At 70.5% G+C, this 22,159-nt stretch carries 24 protein-coding genes; 14 read left to right on the top strand and 10 right to left on the bottom strand.

Annotated elements, in window-relative coordinates; all coding sequences use genetic code 11:
- The first annotated feature begins 161 nt into the window (after positions 1–161).
- From MKK63_RS13150 to pdxA, 3 genes are all read left to right on the top strand, one after another.
- Positions 162–965 (top strand): FadR/GntR family transcriptional regulator, encoded by an 804-nt coding sequence (locus tag MKK63_RS13150; RefSeq protein ID WP_244002361.1) that lies wholly within the window; start codon positions 162–164, stop codon positions 963–965.
- Between the two features lie 130 nt (positions 966–1,095).
- A complete protein-coding gene (locus MKK63_RS13155; RefSeq protein ID WP_244002363.1) occupies positions 1,096–2,199 on the top strand; it encodes a four-carbon acid sugar kinase family protein in 1,104 nt (367 codons plus the stop codon).
- Positions 2,196–3,224 carry a 4-hydroxythreonine-4-phosphate dehydrogenase PdxA gene (gene pdxA / locus MKK63_RS13160; protein WP_244002365.1) on the top strand — a complete coding sequence of 343 codons (1,029 nt, stop codon included), beginning with the start codon at positions 2,196–2,198 and terminating at the stop codon, positions 3,222–3,224. The genes MKK63_RS13155 and pdxA overlap by 4 nt, the downstream gene beginning before the upstream one ends.
- A 275-nt stretch (positions 3,225–3,499) precedes the next feature.
- Here pdxA and yidD read toward each other — a convergent pair whose 3' ends face one another.
- The gene (yidD, locus tag MKK63_RS13165; RefSeq protein WP_244002367.1) at positions 3,500–3,838 is read right to left on the bottom strand and encodes a membrane protein insertion efficiency factor YidD; all 339 of its coding nucleotides are present in this window, start codon (positions 3,836–3,838) and stop codon (positions 3,500–3,502) included.
- Between the two features lie 4 nt (positions 3,839–3,842).
- Entirely contained in the window at positions 3,843–4,286 is a 444-nt protein-coding gene (locus MKK63_RS13170) for an iron-sulfur cluster assembly scaffold protein (RefSeq protein WP_244002369.1), read from the bottom strand.
- A 253-nt stretch (positions 4,287–4,539) separates the two neighbouring features.
- Here MKK63_RS13170 and folE point away from each other — a divergent pair, with 253 nt between their 5' ends.
- The 4 genes from folE to MKK63_RS13190 all read left to right on the top strand — a co-directional run bounded on the left by folE (position 4,540) and on the right by MKK63_RS13190 (position 8,561).
- Positions 4,540–5,379, top strand: coding sequence for a GTP cyclohydrolase I FolE (gene folE, locus MKK63_RS13175; protein WP_244002371.1), 840 nt, complete (start codon positions 4,540–4,542; stop codon positions 5,377–5,379).
- Positions 5,380–5,419: 40 nt separating this feature from the next.
- The gene (gene hisI / locus MKK63_RS13180; protein ID WP_244002373.1) at positions 5,420–5,842 is read left to right on the top strand and encodes a phosphoribosyl-AMP cyclohydrolase; all 423 of its coding nucleotides are present in this window, start codon (positions 5,420–5,422) and stop codon (positions 5,840–5,842) included.
- The gene (locus MKK63_RS13185) at positions 5,839–6,825 is read left to right on the top strand and encodes a patatin-like phospholipase family protein (protein ID WP_244002375.1); all 987 of its coding nucleotides are present in this window, start codon (positions 5,839–5,841) and stop codon (positions 6,823–6,825) included. The genes hisI and MKK63_RS13185 overlap by 4 nt, the downstream gene beginning before the upstream one ends.
- 167 nt (positions 6,826–6,992) lie before the next feature.
- Positions 6,993–8,561, top strand: coding sequence for an alkaline phosphatase D family protein (locus MKK63_RS13190; protein ID WP_244002378.1), 1,569 nt, complete (start codon positions 6,993–6,995; stop codon positions 8,559–8,561).
- A 236-nt stretch (positions 8,562–8,797) separates the two neighbouring features.
- On the opposite strand, the gene MKK63_RS13195 is transcribed toward MKK63_RS13190, so the two are convergent.
- Both MKK63_RS13195 and MKK63_RS13200 read right to left on the bottom strand, forming a co-directional pair.
- A complete protein-coding gene (locus MKK63_RS13195) occupies positions 8,798–9,229 on the bottom strand; it encodes a CBS domain-containing protein (RefSeq protein WP_244002380.1) in 432 nt (143 codons plus the stop codon).
- A gap of 131 nt (positions 9,230–9,360) precedes the next feature.
- The gene (locus MKK63_RS13200; RefSeq protein WP_244002382.1) at positions 9,361–10,182 is read right to left on the bottom strand and encodes a rhomboid family intramembrane serine protease; all 822 of its coding nucleotides are present in this window, start codon (positions 10,180–10,182) and stop codon (positions 9,361–9,363) included.
- Positions 10,183–10,578: 396 nt separating this feature from the next.
- Here MKK63_RS13200 and MKK63_RS13205 point away from each other — a divergent pair, with 396 nt between their 5' ends.
- Together MKK63_RS13205 and MKK63_RS13210 are read left to right on the top strand one after the other, a co-directional pair.
- A complete protein-coding gene (locus tag MKK63_RS13205) occupies positions 10,579–11,178 on the top strand; it encodes a PAS domain-containing protein (RefSeq protein WP_244002384.1) in 600 nt (199 codons plus the stop codon).
- Between the two features lie 149 nt (positions 11,179–11,327).
- Entirely contained in the window at positions 11,328–11,966 is a 639-nt protein-coding gene (locus tag MKK63_RS13210) for a PilZ domain-containing protein (RefSeq protein ID WP_244002386.1), read from the top strand.
- A gap of 135 nt (positions 11,967–12,101) precedes the next feature.
- On the opposite strand, the gene MKK63_RS13215 is transcribed toward MKK63_RS13210, so the two are convergent.
- Together MKK63_RS13215 and MKK63_RS13220 are read right to left on the bottom strand one after the other, a co-directional pair.
- Positions 12,102–12,683 carry an SCO family protein gene (locus tag MKK63_RS13215; protein WP_244002388.1) on the bottom strand — a complete coding sequence of 194 codons (582 nt, stop codon included), beginning with the start codon at positions 12,681–12,683 and terminating at the stop codon, positions 12,102–12,104.
- 97 nt (positions 12,684–12,780) lie between these two features.
- Entirely contained in the window at positions 12,781–13,284 is a 504-nt protein-coding gene (locus MKK63_RS13220) for a PRC-barrel domain-containing protein (RefSeq protein WP_244002390.1), read from the bottom strand.
- Between the two features lie 178 nt (positions 13,285–13,462).
- On the opposite strand from MKK63_RS13220, the gene MKK63_RS13225 reads away from it, so the two are divergent.
- On the top strand, positions 13,463–13,924 hold the full coding sequence (locus tag MKK63_RS13225) for a tRNA (cytidine(34)-2'-O)-methyltransferase (RefSeq protein WP_244002392.1): 462 nt from the start codon (positions 13,463–13,465) through the stop codon (positions 13,922–13,924).
- A gap of 86 nt (positions 13,925–14,010) precedes the next feature.
- On the opposite strand, the gene MKK63_RS13230 is transcribed toward MKK63_RS13225, so the two are convergent.
- A complete protein-coding gene (locus tag MKK63_RS13230) occupies positions 14,011–16,338 on the bottom strand; it encodes an FdhF/YdeP family oxidoreductase (RefSeq protein WP_244002395.1) in 2,328 nt (775 codons plus the stop codon).
- Positions 16,339–16,458: 120 nt separating this feature from the next.
- Here MKK63_RS13230 and MKK63_RS13235 point away from each other — a divergent pair, with 120 nt between their 5' ends.
- Complete coding sequence (locus MKK63_RS13235; RefSeq protein WP_244002397.1) at positions 16,459–16,713, top strand: hypothetical protein; 255 nt, start codon at positions 16,459–16,461, stop codon at positions 16,711–16,713.
- Between the two features lie 210 nt (positions 16,714–16,923).
- Here MKK63_RS13235 and MKK63_RS13240 read toward each other — a convergent pair whose 3' ends face one another.
- Positions 16,924–17,229 carry a hypothetical protein gene (locus tag MKK63_RS13240; RefSeq protein WP_244002399.1) on the bottom strand — a complete coding sequence of 102 codons (306 nt, stop codon included), beginning with the start codon at positions 17,227–17,229 and terminating at the stop codon, positions 16,924–16,926.
- A 465-nt stretch (positions 17,230–17,694) separates the two neighbouring features.
- Between MKK63_RS13240 and MKK63_RS13245 the strand changes: the two genes are divergently transcribed.
- The 3 genes from MKK63_RS13245 (at position 17,695) to MKK63_RS13255 (ending at position 19,460) form a co-directional block, all read left to right on the top strand.
- Positions 17,695–18,696, top strand: coding sequence for a helix-turn-helix domain-containing protein (locus MKK63_RS13245; protein ID WP_244002401.1), 1,002 nt, complete (start codon positions 17,695–17,697; stop codon positions 18,694–18,696).
- 177 nt (positions 18,697–18,873) lie between these two features.
- On the top strand, positions 18,874–19,101 hold the full coding sequence (locus MKK63_RS13250; protein ID WP_244002429.1) for a hypothetical protein: 228 nt from the start codon (positions 18,874–18,876) through the stop codon (positions 19,099–19,101).
- A 5-nt stretch (positions 19,102–19,106) separates the two neighbouring features.
- Positions 19,107–19,460: a hypothetical protein gene (locus MKK63_RS13255; protein ID WP_244002402.1), complete on the top strand. Its 354-nt coding sequence runs from the start codon at positions 19,107–19,109 to the stop codon at positions 19,458–19,460.
- Here MKK63_RS13255 and MKK63_RS13260 read toward each other — a convergent pair.
- Together MKK63_RS13260 and MKK63_RS13265 are read right to left on the bottom strand one after the other, a co-directional pair.
- A complete protein-coding gene (locus MKK63_RS13260) occupies positions 19,396–20,604 on the bottom strand; it encodes a GNAT family N-acetyltransferase (RefSeq protein WP_244002404.1) in 1,209 nt (402 codons plus the stop codon). The genes MKK63_RS13255 and MKK63_RS13260 overlap by 65 nt on opposite strands.
- Before the next feature lie 8 nt (positions 20,605–20,612).
- Positions 20,613–22,028, bottom strand: coding sequence for a lipopolysaccharide biosynthesis protein (locus MKK63_RS13265; RefSeq protein WP_244002406.1), 1,416 nt, complete (start codon positions 22,026–22,028; stop codon positions 20,613–20,615).
- Positions 22,029–22,159 lie beyond the last annotated feature (131 nt).

Raw genomic sequence — 22,159 nt, forward strand, 5'->3', positions numbered from 1 at the left:
GACCCCTGTTCCGGGCCCGTCACCTGAAACCTCAACCCCCCGGGGCCTGCTACAACCTTTCGACAAGGGCGTGCAACATGGCGGACAACTGCAGACTTGTTGACAATTGGGCGGTCGCGTTGATGTCTTGGCCGCCGGAACGCACACGGAGGCCATCCCGGATGTCGTCAGCCCTGCCCGGCCACGCGCAGGCGCTCGGCTTGGTATCGGGGCGCCGCGGGGTGGCGAAGGCGGCCATTGCCAGGCCCGCGTCCCTGTCGGATGGCATCTACGACGCGATCCTCACCGGCATCGCCAACGGCACCTATCCGGCCCAAGGCCGCCTGCCGAGCGAGCACGACCTCGCCGGCCGGTTCCAGGTCTCGCGGCCGGTGGTGCGGGCCGCCCTCGACCGGCTGCGCCGGGAGGGCGCGATCGTCTCGCGGCAGGGGGCGGGCAGCTTCGTCCGGCCCCGCGAGGCGAGCCCCGCCCCGGGCTTCGCACCGGTGGAAAGCATCGCCGACATCCAGCGCTGCTACGAGTTCCGCCTGACCCTGGAGCCGGACGCGGCCTTCCACGCCGCCACGCGTCGCGACGCCAACGCCCTCGACCGGATCGCGGCGGCCCTCGATCTGCTCACTCTGGTCACCCGCCAGGAGCAACACCGGGAGGACGCCGACTTCGCCTTCCACCACGCGGTCGCAGTCGCCTCGAACAACCACTATTACGCGGCCTCCCTGCAGGCCCTGCAATCGCACGTGGCGGTGGGCATGAAGATCCACGGCCTCGCCCTGCTGGGGCCGCGATCGGGCCTGCGCGGCGTGCTGGAGGAGCATCACGGGATCTTCGCGGCGATCCGTGACGGTGATGCGGAGGCCGCCCGCACCCGCATGGCCGCCCATATCGGCGCCTCGCGGGACCGGCTGTTCGAGGGGCGGCTGCTCGATCTGTCGATGGGGGTTGCGCCGGCGTCGCCACGCGCTTGACCGCCTCGGCACCCCCTCTGTATGCGTCCCGACAGCTTTACAACAAGCCTGGATGTTCCGCCCGGTCAGGCAGGGCGCTCCGGTCGGACATCGCGACGCGATCTTGTCCGCGGTCTGTTGAACCCCTGCCATGATCCGCCTGCGCCTCATCGCCGACGACCTGACCGGCACACTCGACACGGCGGCCGGCTTCACCGGCCTGTGCGGGCCGATCCCGGTAGCGTGGCCGGAGATCCTGCCGGGCGATGGATCCGGGTGCCTCGCGATCGATTCCGGCACCCGGGAGGTCTCGGCTACGGAAGCCGATCGGATCGTCCAAGATCTCGCGCCGCGGCTCCGGGGGGCCGACATCGCCTTCAAGAAGGTCGACAGCCTGTTGCGCGGCCCCTGGGCGGCGGAGCTCGCCGCGGTGATGCGCCTCGGCGCCTGGCCGCGCTGCATCGTGGCTCCGGCCTTCCCGTATCAGGGCCGCCGTACCGCCAACGGGCGACAGCTCGCCCGGCGCGACGGCATGTGGGAAGCGGTCTCCGGCGACATTGCCGAGGCCCTGCGGGACGCCGGCCTCCCGGCGCGCCGGGCCGCCCTCACCGACGGCCCGGTGGCGGGGGTGGCGGTCTACGACGCGTCGCACGACGACGACCTCGCCCGCATTGCCGAGCTCGGCCGGGAGCTGCCGGTGCTCTGGTGCGGCAGCGGCGGCCTCGCGGCGGCCCTGGCGCGGGGCGTGACGGCGCCCGGCGGCGACCGCCTGGTCGGACCGGTGCTCGGCCTGTTCGGCTCCGACCGGCCCGAGACCGCGGCCCAGCTCGACGCCTGCGGCCCGCATTGCCTCGTCCTGTCGCCCGAGGCGGCGGACCATGCCGAACCGGTCGGCGAACGCCTCGCCCGGGACGGCGTCGTGCTGGCGAGCCTGGCCCTGCCCGCCGGCACCGCCCGGGAGGCCGCCGCCGCGCGGATCGCCGCGACCTTCACGAACGTGATCGAGCGGATCCCCAGGCCCGGCACCCTGCTGGTCGCAGGCGGCGAGACCCTGAAGGCGCTCTGCCTCGCGCTCCGGGTCGAACGCCTCGACGTCACCGGCCAGATCGCCCCCGGCCTGCCGCGCTCGACCCTGCGCGGCGGGCGCTGGGACGGGCTCGCGGTGATCTCGAAATCCGGCGCCTTCGGAACGGAGGGCGTCTGGCGCGATCTACTCCAAAGCAACGGTTTCACGCCCGACAGGAGCGACGCATGACCCAGCATCTCGCCATCACCATGGGCGATCCGGCCGGCATCGGCCCGGAGATCATCGTCAAGGCCGCCGCCCGCCTGAAGGATCGGATCGAAGCGGGCGACCTGAAGCTCGTGATCATCGGCAGCGCCCCGGCGTTGCATCGCGCGGAAGCCGCGCTCGGCCTGTTGCCCGAACCGATTCCCGAGGTTGCCGAGGACGGCGACTGGCCGGCGCTCTGCTGCCTCCAGGCCGATGCAGAGGGCGCGCCGATCGAGCCGGGCCGGCTCTCGGCCGATGGCGGGCGCTTCGCCTACAAGGCGATCGAGGCCGGGGTCCGGCTGGCGATGGCGGACCGGATCGGCGGCATCGTCACGGCACCGCTGAACAAGGAGGCGCTCAACAAGGCCGGCTATCACTATGCCGGCCACACCGAGATGCTGGCCGAGCTGACCGGCGTGCGCGGCTCGGTGATGATGCTGGCCCACGGCAACATGCGGGTCTCGCACGTCACCACCCATGTCGCCCTGGAGGACGTGCCCAAGCGCCTGACCCCGGAGCGCCTGCGCCTCGTCATCGACCTCACCGACAAGGCGTTGAAGGGCCTCGGGATCGCCCGGCCGAAGATCGCGGTGGCGGCGCTCAATCCCCATGCCGGCGAGGGCGGCCTGTTCGGGCGCCAGGATATCGACGTCAGCACCCCGGTGATCGAGACGGCCAACGCCGACGGGCTCGACGTGCACGGGCCAGTGCCGGGCGACACGGTGTTCGTGAAGCTGCGCGCCGGCCAGTACGACGCCGTGGTGGCGATGTACCACGACCAGGGTCACATTCCGGTGAAGCTCCTGGGCTTCGAGATCGACCCGGCCACCGGCAAGTGGATGGACCTGTCTGGGGTAAACATCACACTGGGTCTGCCGATCATCCGCACCTCGGTCGATCACGGCACCGCCTTCGACATCGCCGGCACGGGCATCGCCAACGAGCGCAGCCTGATCGAGGCGATCGAGTTCGCGGAAAGGCTGGCGGCCAATCGTCAGGCTGCTTGAGCAAGCGGATCCGCGCCCTTCCCGCATCGAATTTGCGGCTTCACCGTCAACTAAGGGATTGAAGATTAAGCGCGTTTCCCCCTCCCCCTTGCGGGGAGGGGCCAGGGGTGGGGGTGGTGCGGAAGGCACCTCTACGCCCCATCCTGCACCACCCCCACCTCCAACTCCTCCCCACAAGGGGGAAGAGAGAGCGCAAGCGGGATCCAAGCGGCAGTTCGGTGAAGCACCTGCCCATCACCCATGTTTCACGTGAAACAAAACAGGAACGAAGCTCCTCAACGCCCGTCCGATCCTGCGCCCTCCCCCACAGTCTCACAGGCGAACGCCGAAGGCGGCGCCTCGACGCCGCGCCAGCGGGCATAGGCCCAGGGGCGGTACCAGACCGCCCCTGCCGGCAGCCGCTCCGGAACGAGGTCGATCCCGTGGGTGCCGAACGGCCCGCACCGGCAGATCCGGGCAAACCCCATCCAGCCCCCCGGCCATAGCCCGTGCCGGGTGATGGCGGTGTCGGTGTATTCCGAACAGCTCGGCCAATGGCGGCACTGGCGTCCGATCAGCCCCGACAGGGTGAGCTGATAGGCGCGGATCCCCCAATGCGCCGCCCGGCGGACCATGCCGTCAGGCGGCCTGCCGCTTGGCGGCGATCTGGTCGAGGGCATCCACCACCGCGTCGAAGGTCAGGAGCGTCGAGGCGTGGCGCGCCTTGAACGCCCGCACCGGCTCCAACACGGCCAGGTCCGCCCAGGCCCCGTCGGGAGCCGGGCCGTTCGACTTGAGCATCGACCGCATGGTCTCGCGGACGCCGCGCAGTTCCTCGGCGCTGGCGCCGACCACGTGGCGCCCCATCAGCGATGACGAGGCCTGGCCGAGCGCACAGGCCCGGACCTCCTGGGCGAAATCGGCCACTCGGCCATCCTCGCCCAGCACAAGGTCCACCGTCACGGTCGAACCGCACAAGCGGGAATGCGCGGTGGCGCTGGCATCCGGGTTCTCCAGCCGGCCGAGCCGGGGGATATCGGCGGCCAGTTCGAGGATGCGGCGGTTGTAGATATCGTCGAGCATCGGGTCCTCGGCCGTGGGTACAGGTCCCGTCGGGACGCTGCCGCGCGGTTCGCGCATTGCGCGTTGCCCCGCGAACGATGATATAGGCGCCTTACGGTCGCTTCGCGAGGAGGCGGTCCGGCAACCAGGGTCGCGCCCACGGCTCCGGCGATCCGTCCGAGGGGATTCCCACGGCTTCAGTCCATTCCGGGGCGCCGGCCTGAAACCTTTTCAGGCCCGGGATCTTCCCTCACACGCCCGACGCGATCCGACGATGTACGCCAAGCCCGACAGCACCCCGATGAAGTCCCGCATCGCCCGGGCCGAGGATGCCATGGATGCCGCGCTCAAATCCCTGTCGTATCCGAGCGACGGCCAGGGTTTTCACCGGAACGGGCAGGATTTTCCCCCGAACGGGATCGACGGGCAAGGTCTAGACGGCATGCGCAATGACAACCGCCCGGTGGATGAGACCCGCCCCGTCGAGGTCGCACCGGAGCCGGCTTCCGCCACCCGCATCCCCGAAGGCATCGAGACCGGCCGCCCGAGCCGCGCCGAGGCCGAGGCCGCCGTGCGCACCCTGCTGCGCTGGGCCGGCGACGACCCGACCCGCGAGGGCCTGCTCGACACCCCCGCCCGGGTGACGAAAGCCTATGAGCAGCTGTTCGGCGGCTACGGCGTCAATGCGGAGAAGCTGCTTGAGCGGGTGTTCGAGGAGGTCGAGGGTTACTCCGACATCGTGCTGGTGCGCGACATCCCGTTCCACTCCCATTGCGAGCATCACATGGTGCCGTTCATGGGGCTCGCCCACATCGCCTACTACCCGACCCGGGGCGTGGTCGGCCTGTCGAAGCTCGCCCGGGTGGTCGACACCTTCGCCCGCCGGTTGCAGACGCAGGAGACCATGACGGCCCAGATCGCCGACGTGATCGAGAGCATCCTCAAGCCCCGCGGCGTCGCCGTGATGGTGGAGGCCGAGCATCTCTGCATGGCGATGCGCGGCGTCCAGAAATCCGGAGTCTCGACCATCACCAGCCAGTTCCGCGGCGTGTTCAAGGACAACGCCAACGAGCAGGTCCGCTTCCTGACCCTGGTGCGCGGCGGCACCAAGTAGTCTACAGCACGCCCAGAATCGGGGACCGCCCTTCCACGCCATGACCGCGAGCGACAGCGCCTTCGATCCCCCCGGCCCCCGCGCCGCGGTCGAGGAGGGCCAAGCCTTCACGCCCCGCTTCGACCGGGACGGGCTGATCACCTGCATCGCGGTCGATGCGGGGGACGGCCGGGTGCTGATGCTCGCCCACATGAGCGCCGAATCGCTGGCGCGCACGATCGAGACTGGCGAGGCGTGGTACTGGTCGCGCTCGCGGCAAGAACTTTGGCACAAGGGCGCCACCAGCGGCCAGATCCAGCGTGTCATCGAGATGCGGGTCGATTGCGACCAGGACGCGCTGCTGATCCGCGTGGAGGTCGGCGGCGACGGCGGCTGCTGCCACACCGGCCGGCGGGATTGCTTCTACCGCAGTGTCGTCCGGCAACCGGACGGCCGCGCCACCCTGGAGTTCGCCGGGAAATGAGCGCGACCCTTGCCGCGACCGGGTGGCAAGAGTGTCCCGCCGTTCCGTATTTCCTGCCCGGCGCCGTCGAGCCGATCCGGCCCTTGCCGAAGGCGGGCCCGCGGATCGGGCTGGCTTTGGGCGGCGGCTCGGCCCGGGGCTGGGCCCATATCGGCGTGCTGCGCGCCCTGGAGGAGGCCGGCATCCACCCCACCGTGGTGGCGGGCTGCTCGATCGGCGCCGTGGTGGGGGCCTGCTACGCCGCCGGGCGGCTCGACCGGCTGGAGGCCTTCGCGCGGGCGCTGACCCGGCGCCGGGTGGTCGGGCTGATCGATCCGCGCCTGCCGGGCTCCGGCCTGATCGCCGGCAACCGCCTGCGCCAACGGCTCCACGCCGATCTGGGCGAGCGCCGGATCGAGCGCCTGCCGATCCGGTTCGGCTGCGTCGCCACCGAGTACGGCACCGGCGCGGAGGTGTGCCTGACCGAGGGGCTGGCGGTGGATGCGGTGCGCGCCTCCTACGCGATCCCCGGTCTGTTCCCGCCGGTGACCCATGCGGGCCGGGTGCTGATGGACGGCACGCTGGTCAACCCGGTGCCGGTGGCTCTGGCCCGGGCGCTCGGCGCCGATCTGGTGATCTGCGTGAACCTCAATGGCGATACCGGCGGCCCGGTTGTGCGCGAGGTGCCAGCCTACGTCCCCCGCCGCGGCGTCCTGACCACGCTGCGCGACCGCCTGCGGGGCTTTCCGCGCCCGGAGCCCGAGATCCCCGTGCCGGGCCTCGCCCGGGTGGTGCTCGACGCGTTCAACATCACCCAGGACCGGATCTCCCGCTCCCGGCTGGAGCGCGACCCGCCGGACGTGGCCATCGGGCCGGACGTGGCGGGGTTCGGGCTGTTCGATTTCCACCGGGCGGATGAGGGGATCGCGATCGGCTATCGGGCGGCGCGGGCGGCGCTGCCGCGGATCCGGGCTGTGGTGGCGGGGGCCGAGGCGCGCGCTTGAGGGCTCGCGCGGCCGGCTGGAGCCCTCCTTCGAGGCTTCCGTTGCGCTCCGGCACCTCAGGATGAGGGGGATGGGCTGGAAGACCTGAGCAGGCCCCGGCGCATCCCCCCGTCATCCCCCTGTCGCCCCAGCCTGCGATGGCGCCCCCACCATTTGGAGGGGTTCCAATGACCACGAGTCGCCGTCAGATCCTGCTTTCCGGAGGCGCCGGCCTCGTCGGGCTGGCTTCCGGCCTCGCGCGCCCCGGCCTGAGCCGGGCCGCCGACCGGCCGCTCCTGACGCATGGGCTCCAGTCGGGCGATGTCGGCACCGACTCGGCCGTGGTCTGGGCCCGCTCCGACCGGCCCGCCCGGGCGATCATCGAGTGGGCGACCACCGAGAGCTTTTCCAACCTCCAGGGCGTCTTCGCCGACGCGCTCCCGGAGACCGACGGCACCGTGAAGGTGGCGCTGACCGGACTGCCGGCGGGCCAGGACGTTTTTTATCGCGTCCGCCTCCAGGATATCGCCGCGCCGACCATCGTCGGGCCGGCCCAGGTCGGCCGGTTCCGTACCGCGCCGGCGGAGCGGCGCTCGGTCTCGTTCTGCTGGTCGGGCGACACGGCGGGCCAGGGCTGGGGCATCGACGAGGCCCGCGGCGGCATGACGATCTACTCCGCCATCCTGAAGAATCGGCCGGACTTCTTCATCCATTCCGGCGACACGATCTACGCCGACGGGCCGATCCAGTCCGAGGTGAAGCTCCCCGATGGCAGCCTCTGGCGCAACCGCGTCACCGAGGCCGTCGCCAAGCCCGCCGAGACGCTGGAAGAATTCCGCGGCCGCCACAAGTACAACCTCACCGACCGGAACGTGCTGGCGATGAACGCCGCCGTGCCGATCCTGGCGCAGTGGGACGACCACGAGGTCACCAACAACTGGTGGCCGGGCGAGCCGCTGACCCGGGCCGAACACCTGAAGAAGAAATACACCGACCCGAACGTGCTGGCCCTGCAGCTGCGCGCGGCTCGCGCGTTCCACGAATACATGCCGATGCGCTTCGAGCCGTCCGAGCCCGGACGGGTCTACCGCAAGATCGGCTACGGCCCGCTGGTCGACGTGTTCATGCTCGACATGCGCTCCTACCGGGGCCCGAACGGCGAGAACACGCAGACCACGTACGGGCCGGATTCCTACTTCCTCGGGCCGCAGCAGATCGCGTGGCTGAAGCGGGCGCTGCTCGAATCCCGCGCGACCTGGAAGGTGATCGCCGCCGATATGCCCCTCGGCCTCGTGGTGACGTACGACGTCGATAAAAACTTCGGCTCCGAGGCGGTGGCACAGGGCGACGGGCCGGCGCTCGGGCGCGAATTGGAGATCGCCGACCTGCTGCGCTTCATCAAGAGCGCGGGCATCCGCAATGCGGTGTGGTTCACGGCCGACGTGCACTACACGGCCGCGCATTACTACGACCCCAACAAGGCAAAGGTCCAGGATTTCGAGCCGTTCTGGGAGTTCGTCTCGGGGCCGCTGCACGCCGGCACCTTCGGGCCGAACGCGCTCGACAACACCTTCGGGCCGCAGCTGCGCTTCGTGAAGGCGCCCGAGAAGGGCCAGGTGAACCTGTCACCGGCCTCCGGCTACCAGTTCTTCGGCCATGTCGCGGTCGATGGCCGGACCGAACAGATGACGGTGACGCTCAAGGACGCGGCCGATTCCGACCTGTGGCACGTGACGCTCGATCCCGTGAAGGCGTGAGGCGACGCTCTTTTGGGACTACGTAGCCGCGCATTCCCCCCTCTGCGGGGGAGGAGGGGGCCCCTGCGTCAGCAGGGGTCGGGCCGGGACGAAGTCCCGCAAGCGGGGAACCCGGGTTCAGGAAAGGGCGCGACCAGCACGACGGGCAGAGCGCTGTTCTGCACCGTCGCTCCCCTCTCCCGACCCGCTTCGCGGGCCACCCTCCCCCGCAGAGGGGGGAGGGAGAGTCGGCCCCCCTACGCCATCGTGATGTAATCCCGCAGCGCCTGATGCTCGGCCTCGACGGTGGCGATCTTGCGCGCCACCACGTCGCCGATCGAAACCAGCCCGATCAGGCGCCCGTCCTCGCAGACCGGCACGTGGCGGAAGCGGCCTTCGGTCATCAGCGTCATGACCTCCTCGATCGTCGTGCTCCGCCCGCAGGTGGTGACGTTCCCGGTCATGTGCGCGGAGACCGGCGCGTCGAAGGCCGAGCCCCCGTGCCCGGCCAGCGCCCGCATGATGTCCCGCTCGGAGATGATGCCGGCCACCGACCCGTCGTCCTGAGCGACCACCAGGGCGCCGATGCGCCGGTCGGCGAGGATCTGGATGACCTCCTCGAGGGTCTTGTCGGGGGCTACGGTGACGACCGAGCTGCCCTTGTCGGCGAGGATGCGTGCGACGGTCATGGCTCTCTCCCGTGTAACGCGTCCGGTGCGCCGTCAGCCCGCGACACCGGGATTGCGCTGTCGGCCGGGTTGGCCCCGGCGCCTTCACAATACGGCGAGTGTGTGGCCGTTTCGGCCGGTTGGCAAGGTGGTCAGGCCCGCGGCGTCTCCCGCGGATCGAGGAACGGGAACAGCAGGAAGCCGACGATGAACCCGCCGAGATGCGCGTCCCACGCGATGGAAGCGCTCTCGCCTACCAGCGGCACGCTCACGAGGCCGAACAGCAGGTTGGTCACGAGCCAGATCGCCAGGAAGGACACGGCCGTCCGGTTGCGCAGGAGTTCGGGGATGGTCTCGACCGGCCGGTGCGGCGGCAATTGCCAGGGCTGACCGCCATAGCCGGAGACCGGCGGCTGGAACACGAACCGGGCAGCAGCCGCCATCAGCGCCGAGATGCCGGCTGAGGCACCGACCAGCGGCCCGGCGCTCAGGGGATCGACCAGCACGTGCAGCAGGCCGCCCGCCGCGGTTCCGGCGAGCGCGATCAGACCGTAGCGCCAGGGGCCGCAGCGACGGGCCACCGGCGAACCGAAGGCGGCGAGCCACACGCTGTTGAAGATCACGTGCATCCACGAGCCGTGGAGCAGCGCGTAGGTGGCGAACGTCCAGGGCTGGAACGCGTGCTCGCCCACGATGTAGCGGGCGAAGGCCTCCCGCGCCGCCTGCAGGCCCGGATCGCCCGAATCGCCGGCCGCACGGACGACCTCGGCGGCTTGCCCGGGATCGAACCACAGGGTCCACCGGGCCGGCACCAGCGCGAGATCGAGGACGAGGCGGATGTCCCAGGTGTCCGGCAGCACGAACTCGCGCACCGCCTGGATCGCCAGCAGCAGCCCGATCGAGAGCGTGACGACCGCCGGCATGTTGAACACCGGGACGCGGCTCTGCCGCGGGAATTCGGGGGAGGCATCCATCGCGGCACCATGTCGGGGCTTGGGGCGGGTGGGCAAGCCCCGGCGACGTATTGAAGCCGGCTATGACGGATTGTCTGATCGGCCGAAGCCTCCGTGGTGACTGATCGTAACGCGGAGAGACCTGTTCAGACGCCCCCGTTCAGCCGTCCTGCAAAGTCTCTCCCGCTTCCGGCTGCCGACAACCCCGACCGGGCCGTCCGATCGGTCGATGGCCCGTTTGTCAGGGATGCAACGGCCCCGATTGTCTCGCCGACGCCGAAGCGGTACGGCCGGCTCACGGGCCGGCATGGGGCGTGCGCCCGGACGCCGTGAAGGCCCGGACCGGCCGGCTACAGCCTCGCGGATGTACCAGAACGATCCAGGGATGAACCACAGGCGTTTAGAGTCGGGACACCGATGAAGCATCCCACCAGCCGCATGCTCCATGCCTACTGGGAGCGTCTGCGCGGCGAGCGCGCCGCCCCGGAACGGGGCGAGATCGAGCCGGGCGAGATCCGCCACCTCCTGGCCGACAGCCTGATCCTGGAACTCGACATGGCGGCCAGCGAAGCCACCGTCCGGCTCGCCGGGACGCGGGTCTGCGCCCTGTACGGCCGGGAATTGAAGGGCCAGTCGTTCGCCGCCCTGTGGGGCGCCCAGGCGGTCGACCCGTGGCGGATCATCGAGATCGTCGCCAACGACACCCTCGGCGTCGTGGCGGGCCTGCGCGGGACCAACGCGGCGGGCGAGGTGGCCGACCTCGAACTCCTGCTCCTGCCCCTGCGCCACCGCGGCCGCACCCAGGTCCGGGCGCTCGGTGCCCTCAGCCTCGACGGAACGCCCCCCTGGATCGGCCTGCGCCCGCTCGTGACGGCGGAGACCACCTCGTTGCGCATCCTGCCGAGCCGCCGGCCGGATACCCTGCCGCCGCCGCGCCCGGTGATCCGGTCCAGCGCAGGCTACCCGGGGCCCGTGCGCCGCGGGCACCTCGTCGTGCATGCCGGCGGACGGGGTTAAGCAAGACCTGAGGGTTGTACAGGGCCGACTGGTTCGCGCTGTGCGAGATACTAATGGGCAAGTACAACGCTGAGGGGAAAAAAAGGGTTTCGTAACGGTCCCGCTCTAGGCTCCGACTTTGCTGATCGCGCAGGAGGATTAGTCCCGGGATGATCGCGGTCGACATCACCGCTGAGATGGAGCCCCGTGTGGCGCCCGACCCGGCGCGGAGCGCTTCGGACGAGCGCCGCCACCAGCGCGTGCGGATCTCCGTCCTCGGCCGCTACATGCTGGCGGATCGACGCGAGTATCCCTGCCAGACCATAGACATGTCGCCGGGCGGCGTCCGCCTCACCTGTGCAGTCCGGGGCGAGGTCGGCGAGCGGGTGGTGCTCTATCTCGAGCATATCGGCCGGATCGAGGGCCGGATCGCCCGCCTGTGCGCGGACGGGTTCGCGGTCCAGCTCAACGCCACCCCGCGCAAGCGCGACAAGCTCGCCTCCCAGCTCACATGGCTTGCCAACCGGGAAATGCTCGGCCTGCCGGAGGGGCGCTCCCACGAGCGCCTCGTGCCGACTCAGCCGGGGGTCACCCTGCGCATCGACGGCGGCAACGCGGTCCAGGCCCGGCTGATCGACATCTCCATGTCGGGCGTGGCGATCGCCAGCCCGCTCGCGCTGCCGCTCGGGACGCTTGTGACCGTGGGCAGCACGCCGGGGCGGCTGGTGCGCTACTTCGACGGCGGGTTCGGCGTTCAGTTCCTGCTGCCGCTCTCCGCCGACCGCTTCCACGCCGGGATGACGCTGTAGGCGGGCCGGCCCGGGCGTCAGGGCAGCGACCAACTTACTGGTCTTGCCCGACGCCTCAGGGCTCTGCCCCGAGACCCCGTCAAAGGGATGATATCCCTTTGGAATCTCCCGGTTTCAGATCTTAATCTCCCGGTTTCAGATCTTCTTGGCGAGCTGCGCGGCGGTGTCGGCGGCGGGCCGGGAGAGGTCCAGGGCGCCGAGGAAGCGGTTCTGCGCGTCCATCACGTACACGATGGCGGTGTGCTCCATCGTGTAGTCGCCGTCCTTACCGGGGACCTTGCGGGCATAGGCGCGGTACGCCTTCTCGGTGGCGGTGACCTGTTCGGGGCTGCCGGTCAGCCCGGTGATGCGCGGGTCGAAGCTCGACAGATAAGTCTTCAGGCTCGCCGGGTCGTCGCGCTCGGGATCGACCGTGACGAAGGCCACCCGCATGTTGGCGGCTTTCGGCCCCAGGGCGGCGAGCACGTCCGAGACCTGCTGCAGGGTCGTCGGGCAGACATCCGGGCAATGGGTGAAGCCGAAGAACACGAGATGCGGCGCACCGGCGAAATCGCGTTCGGTGACGGTGCGGCCGTCCTGATCGACCAGCGTGAACGGGCCGCCGACGCCGGGCACGCCCACCGGCGCCTTCTCGGGCATGAACGCGAACACCGCCGCCCCCGTGATGCCGACGAGGCCGAGGCAGAAGGCGAGGAGCGGGATGAGGGCGCGGCGCATCGTGTCGGACTCCGACCTCGGGACGGAGGTGGGCACAGCACGGAACGCCGCGTGGAGGCAAGCGGGCCCGGTGTCGCCGGCCCGCTTGCCGCGTCCGTCAGGGCTTCTGCGCCGGGTCGCCCGCGGGGTTGGCCGGGGTCGCGCCCTTCGGCGGCTCCTTGCCGAGGTAGATGTATTCGGGCGCGGCGCGGAGCTGATCCTTGGTGGTGTCGATCCGGGCCTGGAGGGTCTTGTCGTCGGTCCGGTTGAGCGTGACCACGGAGGGGTCGACCGCGACGTATTTCGAGCCGAGGCCCAGGAAGCCGCCGACCCCGATCACCCAGGATTTCACGGCGTTCTTCTCGTCGAGGACGATGTCGGCGATCTGCCCGATCGTCTCGTTGGCGCCGTTCACCACGCTGGTGCCGATGAGCTTGCTGGCGACCCGGTCGTCCGGGGTCTGGACCACGAAGGTCGGCCGCAGGTTGTCGGCCATGGTTGCGGGCTGCCCCGGAACCGGGGTGGCGGGGCTGGCGCCGCCCGCATTCGGGGTGGCAGTCTGGGCCGAAGCGGTGGCGAGGCCGGCCAGCAGGAGGGCCGAGGCGAGGAGTGGTTTGCGCATCGGATCAGGTCTTTCGGTCGTGGGCCGCGGACGCGGGTGGCGCCGCCTTAAGGCTCTGGCGGAGCTTAAGTTCCGCATGATCTGCCGGGCGCTGTCGAAAGCGCGGCGGTTTGCCGACTGCGCAACGGCGCGGCGGTCCTTTGACGGGGCGGCAACCGCCCGCCACAAAGCCCAGGCCATGCTGCGCCTCGCCCTCTACCAGCCCGACATCCCCCAGAATACCGGCACGATGCTGCGCATGGCGGCCTGCCTGGGGCTCGCGGTGGAGATCATCGAGCCCGCGGGCTTCGACGTCTCGGACCGCCACCTGCGCCGCTCGGGACTCGACTACCTCGACCACGTGGTGATCACGCGGCACCGCTCCTTTGCAGCCTTCGAGGCGTGGCGGGCCGGCGCGGGGTGCAGGCTCGTGCTCGCCACCACGGCGGGCGCCCTGCCCTACACGGCGTTCGCCTTCCGCCCAGACGATTGCCTGATGGTCGGGCGCGAATCCGCCGGCGCCCCGGAGGCGGTCCACGCGGCGGCCGAGGCCCGGATCGTGGTGCCGATCCGGCCGGGCCTGCGCTCCCTCAACGTGGCGGTGGCGGCCGCGATGATCGCCGGCGAGGCGCTGCGGCAGGTGGCGGGGCTCGAGATCTAGTGACGTGCCCGATCGCGTTGCCGGCGGGTCGGCCGCCAAGCCCCTGTCGTGACGCGCGCGATCGCAGGCCACCGGAGAGCGATGGCTCAACCCGTGGCGTATTCCAGCTGCGGCTCCAGGACCCGATCGCCGTCGGCGTGCACCGTGACGGGGATCGCCTTGGCGGCCGGGGTCTTGCTGCCGATCGCGTAATGCCAGATCGGCATCAGCACGTTGCATTCCGGGTAGTAGCCGCCGATGCAGCCGATCGGGATGTCGTAGGCCACGACCAGCAGCCCCGAAAGCGCCCGGTCGATCCCATCATGGGCCACGGTCCGCAGCGTCACCGGCTGACCGACCTTGAGCCCGAGGCGGTCGATGTCGGAACGGTTCATCAGCACCACGTTCCGGGTGTTCTTGATGCCCCGGAAGCGGTCGTGATAGCCGTAGACCGTGGTGTTGAACTGGTCGTTGCTGCGCAGCGTCATCAGCCGCAGGATATCGTGGCCGACATCGGGCATGTCGGCGTCCTCGTCGAGACCGGTCGGTGTGACGAAGATGGCCCGGCCCGACTCCGTGCGCCATTCCCGCCGCTTCGCCGGCAGGTCGCGCTGGAAGCCGCCCGGTTCCCACATGCGCCGCTCGTAATCCCAGAACGAATCCGGCAGCGTCTCGCCGATCTCCCTGCGAATCTCCGCGTAATCGTCGCTGTACAGGTCCCAGCGCACGCGCGGGTTGGGGTCGAGCACCCGCTGCGCCAATTCGCAGATCAGCCGGATCTCGCCGATCAGGTGCGGCGAGGCCGGGCGCCGGACGCCGCGGTTGCCGTGGACGCAGGCCGAGGTGTCCTCCATCGAGAGCATCTGCTGGCCCTTGGCGGTCTCGATGATCTCCAGGCGGCTGATGACCGGCAGGATGTAGCTGATCGTGCCGGGCAGCAGCGCGGTGCGGTTGAGCTTGGTGATCACGTTCACGGTCAGCCGCTGACGGCGCCACGCCGGCTCCATCTGGCCGTGATCGGGGATCGCCCGGGCGAAGTTGCCGCCCAGCATGATGAAGGCCCGGACCTCGTCCCGCAGGATCGCTTCGCAGGCCTCCACGGTGTTGTAGCCCGCTTCGCGCGGCGGCTCGAAGTGGAACTGCTGCCCCAGGCGATCCAGGTCGAACAGCTCGGGCTTCTCGGTGATGCCCATCGTGCGCTGCCCCTGCACGTTGGAGTGGCCGCGGATCGGGCAGATCCCGGCGCCGTCGCGGCCAATATTGCCGCGCATCAGCAGGAGGTTGACCAGCATCTGCACGGTCTCGACCCCGGCCTGATGCTGCGTCAGCCCCATGCCGTAGACGCCGATGACCGCCCGGGAATGGCAGTAGACGTGGGCGGTCGATTCCATGTCGGCCCGGTGCAGGCCCGAGCGGCGCTCGAGTTCGTCCCAGTCCTGGACGCGCAACCAGTCGGCGAAGGTCTCGAATCCGTTCGTGTTGTCGCGGATGAAGTCCTCGTCGAGGATGGAATCGCCCTTGGCCTTGGCCGCGTCATGCGTGGCGAGCACCGCCTTGCAGATGCCCGCAAGGGCCGCGAGATCGCCGCCCGCCTTCACCTGGTGGTATTGCGAGCTGATCCGGGTCGCCTTGCCGGTGAGCATCTCGGAGGGCGATTGCGGGTTGAGGAAGCGCTCCAGCCCGCGTTCGCGCAGGGGGTTGTAGGTGATGATCGGAACGCCGCGCCGGCTCGCCTCCTGGAGGGGATGCAGCATCCGCGGCGCGTTGCTGCCGGGATTCTGGCCGAAGAACATGATGCAGTCGGACTTGGCGAAGTCGTCGAGCGTCACGCTTCCGACCGCCTGGCCGATGCTGACCGGCAGGGCCACCGAGGTCGTCTCGTGGCACATGTTGGACGAGTCCGGCAGGTTGTTGTTGCCGTAGAGCCGGGCGAAGAGCTGGTAGAGATAGCTCGCCTCGTTCGAGAGGCGCCCGGAGCTGTAGAAGACCGCGCCCTTCTTCCGGTCCTCGACGGCCCGCAACTCACCGGCGATCTCATCGACCGCGTGGCCCCAGGAGACCTGCACGTATGTGTCAGTCGCCGCATCGTAGCGGAGCGGGTGGGTCAGGCGTCCGGTCTGCTCCAGCTGGTAGTCGTCCCAGCCGAGCAGCTCGGTGACCGTGTGGGTGGCGAAGAAATCCGGCGTGCAGCGATGGGCTGTGAGTTCCCAGGCCACGGCCTTCGCGCCGTTCTCGCAGAACTCGAAGGGGAGAGGGCTCGCCGGCTTCACCCAGGCGCAGCTGTTGCACTGGTAGCCGTCGACCTTGTTGTGCCGGCTCAGCACGATCGGACCGCTCGCCAGCACGCCTTCGCGCTTCAGGATGGTCCCGACCGAGAGGGCGGAGCCCCATCCCCCGGATGGCAGGCGGTACGGCTTGAATTGGGGCTTGTCCAAGAGGGATGTCTCCGGGCCGATGCATCCAGGGATACACGAGCGACGTCACAGCGTTCTCCGTCGAAACCGCGGACACCGAGCTTTGTTCGCGAGAATTATTGAAACTTAACGGAGGTTAGTTTGATCATCAGCCGGGACTACTTGCTGAAGAAGCCGTCGGGTCCTTCGGCGCCGAAGCTGTTCCTCGATACCCAGGTGGTGCCGCTCGCCGCCAATCTCGCGGGGGCCGTGGAGGTGGCGCTCGACCGCGCCGCAGCGCGCACGGGCGTCCGCCCAGCCGTGATCCTGGCCGGCGCGACGGGCCTGATCGGTCTCGGCCTGTTCCGTCTGCTCACGCACCGGGCCCCGGCATACCGGCGAAGCGCGCACGGCTAAGCGCTCGTTCGAGACGACGAGGCCCAACCCGCGGTGGCTGGGGTGCCCCGACCGCTCGCCTCTCATCGGGAAGCCGATCGTGTCCGATCGCGGCCCGTCCATAGGGCCGCCCACCACCAGCAAGGGCCGGTGGATGCCCGGCACCTCCCTGAATGCTCCGATCCGCGTCCGTCGGGGCGCCGCCGCCGCCGGCGCGCGGCTCGACCACCCCTACTTGGCGGCGGCGCCCTGCACGCGGCTGATCGACGAGGTCGAGTGAGTATGGACGCCGATCGCCGCGGCGCATGACGGGTCCCCGTCCGCGGCCAAGCTCGTCGCGGTCGCCTGGAAGGCGGCGGTCTGCGGCACGGACTCGGCTTCGAACTCAGCCTGAGCCGCCTCCTCGGCCAGCCGCCGGCGCTCCTCGGCGTAGCCCCCCGCGATGACGAGATCGACCAGCCGCCGGGTCAGCCGGAAGGCCAGCCAGAACAGGGCGAGGCAGAGCAGCGTCGCGGCGGCGGCCTTGAGCGGGTCCACGGCGTTCTCCGGTGGTGTCTCCCGATGCGTGAGGCCTCATAGGGCCGCGGGCGGCCGCGAGGCAATTGGACTTGGCTCCAAGATCGGCTCCAAGATCGGATCACGCATGGTCGGTCCCTTGCGTACACCGCCGTCCCGGACGTCTTGCATGAAGCGATGAGTCCGGCTTCCGAACCGCACGCCGCAGCCGCAACGAGGCGCGGCGAGCAGACCGGTCGACCAGTCGCGGTATGCTGCGGACGCGCGGCGTATTCGGGGCACAAATATTGTACTTGGTGATATATTGTTTTAAATGAAACCTGTTGAAAATTGACCGATATCCAACAACAGAGCAATTTATAATACACACCCAGCCAACGAAGCAATGTTAATTAATTATTATTGATATCGCAAAAAGTATACAGTATGAGGCTCTCCCGCCGACACGCCGGGTGGCGGTGTACAGCATCCACGCTCTGACTTCGCATGCAGACGCTCTTCTCGACGGATGGAGTGCACCCCAAGAATGCCTTCCGCCTATGGCGGGAGATGGTCTGCGAGCGGCTGGTGCCGGCCGACCTGCGGATCCTCGACGACGTCCCGTTCCAGGGCCGGATGGATGTGACGGGCATCGGCCCGCTGCTGATCTCGCACTTCTCGCACACGACGATGCGAACCGAGGCGACGGCCGACACGGTCCGGCGCAACGGCCGGCACGACCGGGTTTACGCGATCATGCGGATTTCCGGCCAAGATACCATGCAGCAAGGCGACCAAGAGGCGGTGAGCCGCGCGGGTGATTTCATCGTCGTCGACGCTCGCCCCGCCGTCTTCCAAACGGAGACGGGCAGCGCCCTGGTTCTCGACCTGCCGCGCGAGCGTTTCGAGGCGGTGCTGGGCCCGTCCCGGCTGTTCAGCGCCCTCACGGTCAGCGCGGATCTCGCCTCCACGACCCTGGCACGGACCTATATCCAAGAGCTGGTCCGGGTGGGTGACCAGCTCACGCCAGACGCGTCCGCGCGCATGGCGTCGATCGGGAGCGACCTGCTCATGGCGAGCCTCGCGGAGCGGCTCGCGCAGGAGGTGCCGCGCTCCACCCACGGCACCGTCACGGTCCAGCGCGCCAAAGCCTATATCGAGGCGAACCTGAGCGACCAGACCCTCGACCCGCCTCAGCTCGCCGTTGCGGTCGGCGTCTCCCTGCGTCGCCTTCAGGAACTGTTCCACGAGCGCGGCCGGCACATCTCCGACTATATCTGGGAGCGCCGCCTGGAGGTGGCGGCCAGGCGCCTGATCGATCCGGCCTGCGCCCACCTCTCGATCGGCCTGCTGGCCTACGGGAGCGGCTTCACCAGCCAGGCCCATTTCGCCCGCCGCTTCAAGGAGCGCCACGGCCTGACGCCGACGGAGTTCCGGCAGGCGTCCCGGCAGACCTCGACCGATGCGCGGCCCCGGAAGCGACCCGCGCGCATCCAGGGGCTCATCTGACGACGGCGGCACTGGCGCGTCCCTGGGTCGCTTCGCGCGGCAGCCGAAGACCGTGTTGAAGGGATCGTCCGGCGCCGGAACCCGGATCGTGGTATCGCGCCCCGGCCGGGCCACGCGGTCCGGCGACCGGACCCGGCCGGGTCCGGCAACCGGATGCCCTCGATCAGGCGGATGCCCTTGCGCGAAACCTTCCACATCGAAGTCCTCGGACCGGAGCCGGGCGAGATCCAGACGCGGATCTCGGTGCGGGTTGGCAGCCTGGAGACCGCGCAGGAACGGGCGCTGCGCCTGTTCGCCCGGGCTCGGGTGCCGCAGCGTTCGGGCGAGCCGGCCGAGGCTGTCCGCGTGATCGACGGCGCCGGGCGCGAGGTCTTCTACCGCACGCGGTTCGACGCGGGAGATTGAGGCGGATGCGTGTGCTGATCCTGCCGGGGCTGGTTCTGCTGGCCTGCGGGCTGTTCCTGCGCAGCTACACCCTGCCCCCGGCCCCGGACCGGCGGGGCGGCACCACGCTGTTGCTGACCTGGCCGAACCGCCCGATCTTCGGCAGCCCCCGCGCCGATTGCATCGCAGGACCGGCCGACCAGACGGTCCTGCCCTGCCTGATCGCCTCGGTCGCCCGCGCCCGCGACGACGGGATCGTCCTGGTCCAGCTCCCCTTCAGTCCGACCTGCTACGACCTGTCCGGGCGCGTCGCCGTCATGGGTCGCGACCCGGCGCAGACCCAGGCGCGGCTGGCGCAGATCGCCCGCTTCGGCTGGTAAGCCGCCGCCCGGTGAGGCGCGCCTGGGCGACGCGCTCCCGGAGACGCTCCAGCGCCCGGGCCACCGGGAAGAGGGGATCGTGCCCCGCCGCGACCAGAAGATGGGCGATCATCCGCCGCTCGGTCCAGAACAGCGAGCCGAGGGCGAAATCCGGCGGCGCGCAGGAATCGATCCGGTCGAGCGCCCACCCGCCCGACGCCACCGTCTCGGTCAGGCGGTGGACCAGCTGGACCCCGGGGGCGGCCTCCGGCTCCGCCTCGTCGTGGACGATCTTCAGCACCCAGGCCTCGGAGCCGGTGACCGGCAGGATCAGGGAGGCGAGCGTCCGGTCCGCCCGGCGCAAACGCGCGATCCGCACCCGCCCCTCGGCGCCCAGATCGGCCAGGGCGGCGCGCAGGAAGGCGACCTCCGCCGGCCGCTGGCCGAGGCCGGTGCCCGCCCGCCCCTTCCAGCCAGCCGCTTCGAGGGCGACGTGCTCGGTGAGCGCGCGATCGAGGGCGGCGGGCGTGTCGAGCATGTCGAACGCCACGGCGCCCTCTACCTCCAGGCGCGCATGGGCCCGGCGCAGCTTGCGCCGCCGCTGGCCCGAGAGGTGGCCGAGATAGGAGGCCCGCGCCTCCGGGGCCTGGGCGCTGAGGTCGAGCAGGCCGCGCCTGTGCGGCCAGTAGGCGGCGCGGGCGGCGCCCCGCGCCGCCAGGAGATCCGCGAGGAGCCCGTCCGCGGGGGCGTTCGGCAGGAGGAGCCGCGGCGGCAGGCCGAGAGCGCGCGGAGCGGCGAGGAGGCCGGCCAACGCCGCCTCCGGCCCAGCGCCGTCGAGGAGCGGGGCGCCGAAGGGGCAGTAGCCGTGGGTCCAGCCCATCAGCACCGGCAGCGGCAGGCCCCAGCGCCACCGCGAGACACGGAACGGCCAAGCGGCGTGGAACCGCGCGCCCAATGCCTCGGGGGGCCGGTCGGCCACGATCAACAGGCGCACCCCGGCGCCGAAGGCGTCGCGGGCGGCGAGCGCGTAGCCCGCCTCGTAGAACGGGTTCCGGATAGCGGACCCGTCCCCCAGCGCCCGCCAGGCCGGGATCCAGGGCGCCGCCGGATCGAGGGGCCGGATCGCCGCGACGAGGCCGTGCGGGAGCGTGGCGGTGTCCGGCATGGGCTCCGTCAGGCCGCGAGCCGATGGCGGATCGCACCGGCGAAGCCGAGCACGTCGTAGCGCCACGCCGCCGCCCCCGCGCCGGCGGCGAGCAGGACCATGCGCAGCACCTGCCCCGGCACCATGAAGCCCCCCGGCATCAGCCCGATCCCGGCATTGACGGCCGCGCAGGCCAGCGCAATCCCGGCGATGCCCGCCATGTCGGCGAGCGGCAGGGGCATCGTCGTGCCCTCCCGCCGGGCGCCGAACACCAGTACGAGGCAGGCCGCGCTCTGCCCGCCCGCGAAGGCGAGGGCCGCCCCGGGGGCACCGAAGGTCGGGATCAAGAGAAGCGAGAGCGCCGCCACGGTCGCCAGGGTGGCGAAGGCCGCCGCCGCCTCCAGCCCGCTGGTCCGGGTGAAGTAGATCACCTGCCCGAAATAATAGGCGCGGAACATCATCAGGATGCTCGCCAGGATCAGCACCGGTGCGAGGTGGCGCGCCTCGGCCCGGTAGTCGGGCCCGAGCAGCACGGTGACCACGAGATCGTCGAAGCAGAGGAAGAACACGGCGCCGAAGGTCGCCACCAGGGTCATGGCCCGGGCAGCGTCGCTCAGGACCCCCGCGGCGGCGGCCATGCCGCCGGTGCGCGCCTCCCGCTTGGCGAGCGAGATCAGCGACAGGGCGATCGCCTCGCCGAACACGATGAAGCTCTGCCGCAGGAAATCCGCCAGCGCCCCGTAGGCGCCGAGCCCCGCCGGCCCCACGGTCTTGGCGATGATCAGCCGGTCGAGGCTCTGGGCCAGCGCCGCGGTCCCGAAGGAGAGCACCAGCGGCCAGCCATAGGTGAACAGGCGCAGGGCCTCGGCCCGGCTGCCGCGCCCGGGCATCATCGGCGCGATGGTGGCGGCGGCCGGGAGCGAGGCGAGCGCGTTGGCGGTGGCTACCGCGAAGGCGAGATCGAGCGGATCGGCCGAGAGGTGCAGCGCGAGGCTGCCGAGGCCGAGGATCAGCACGGCCCGGGTCATCACCGAGGCCGCCACCGCCCCGACCCGCAGGCGGGTGCGGGCGATCTCGGTCGCGCCCTCGAACAGGGTGGTGCCGCAGGCAAGCGCCAGGACCGCCGCCGCCATCCGGCCCGGGACCAAACCGAGCCCGGCCGCCAGCGCGCTGCCGAGGCCCGCAAGCAGCAGCGTGCCGGCGAGGATGCGCACCACGGTGCCGACCTGCGCGGGCTCGCGGGCCTCGTCGTAGAGGGCGAAGAACGCGAATTTCGGCCATTGGCAGGTCGCCCCGTAAAGCACCAGCGCCCAGGACAGGACATACAGGTAGGTGCCGTAGCTGGCCGCCGGCGCGAGCCGGGTGAACACCGCCACCGAGGCCATGTTCAAGGCGGCCGCGAAGCCGCGCGAGCCGACATAGATCAGGCTGTGCCGGGCGATCATGATCGGGACCGGGGACTGTCGCCCTCCTCTCCCCGCTTGCTGGGAGAGGCCCGCATGGACCTCGTCGTCCAGGCGGGAAGCGCAGGCGCAGCCGAAGCGGCGGTGAGGGGGCGGATCCGGAAGAGTCTCAT

Source organism: Methylobacterium sp. J-088 (assembly GCF_022829295.1).
In the GTDB taxonomy this organism is placed as follows: Bacteria; Pseudomonadota; Alphaproteobacteria; order Rhizobiales; family Beijerinckiaceae; genus Methylobacterium.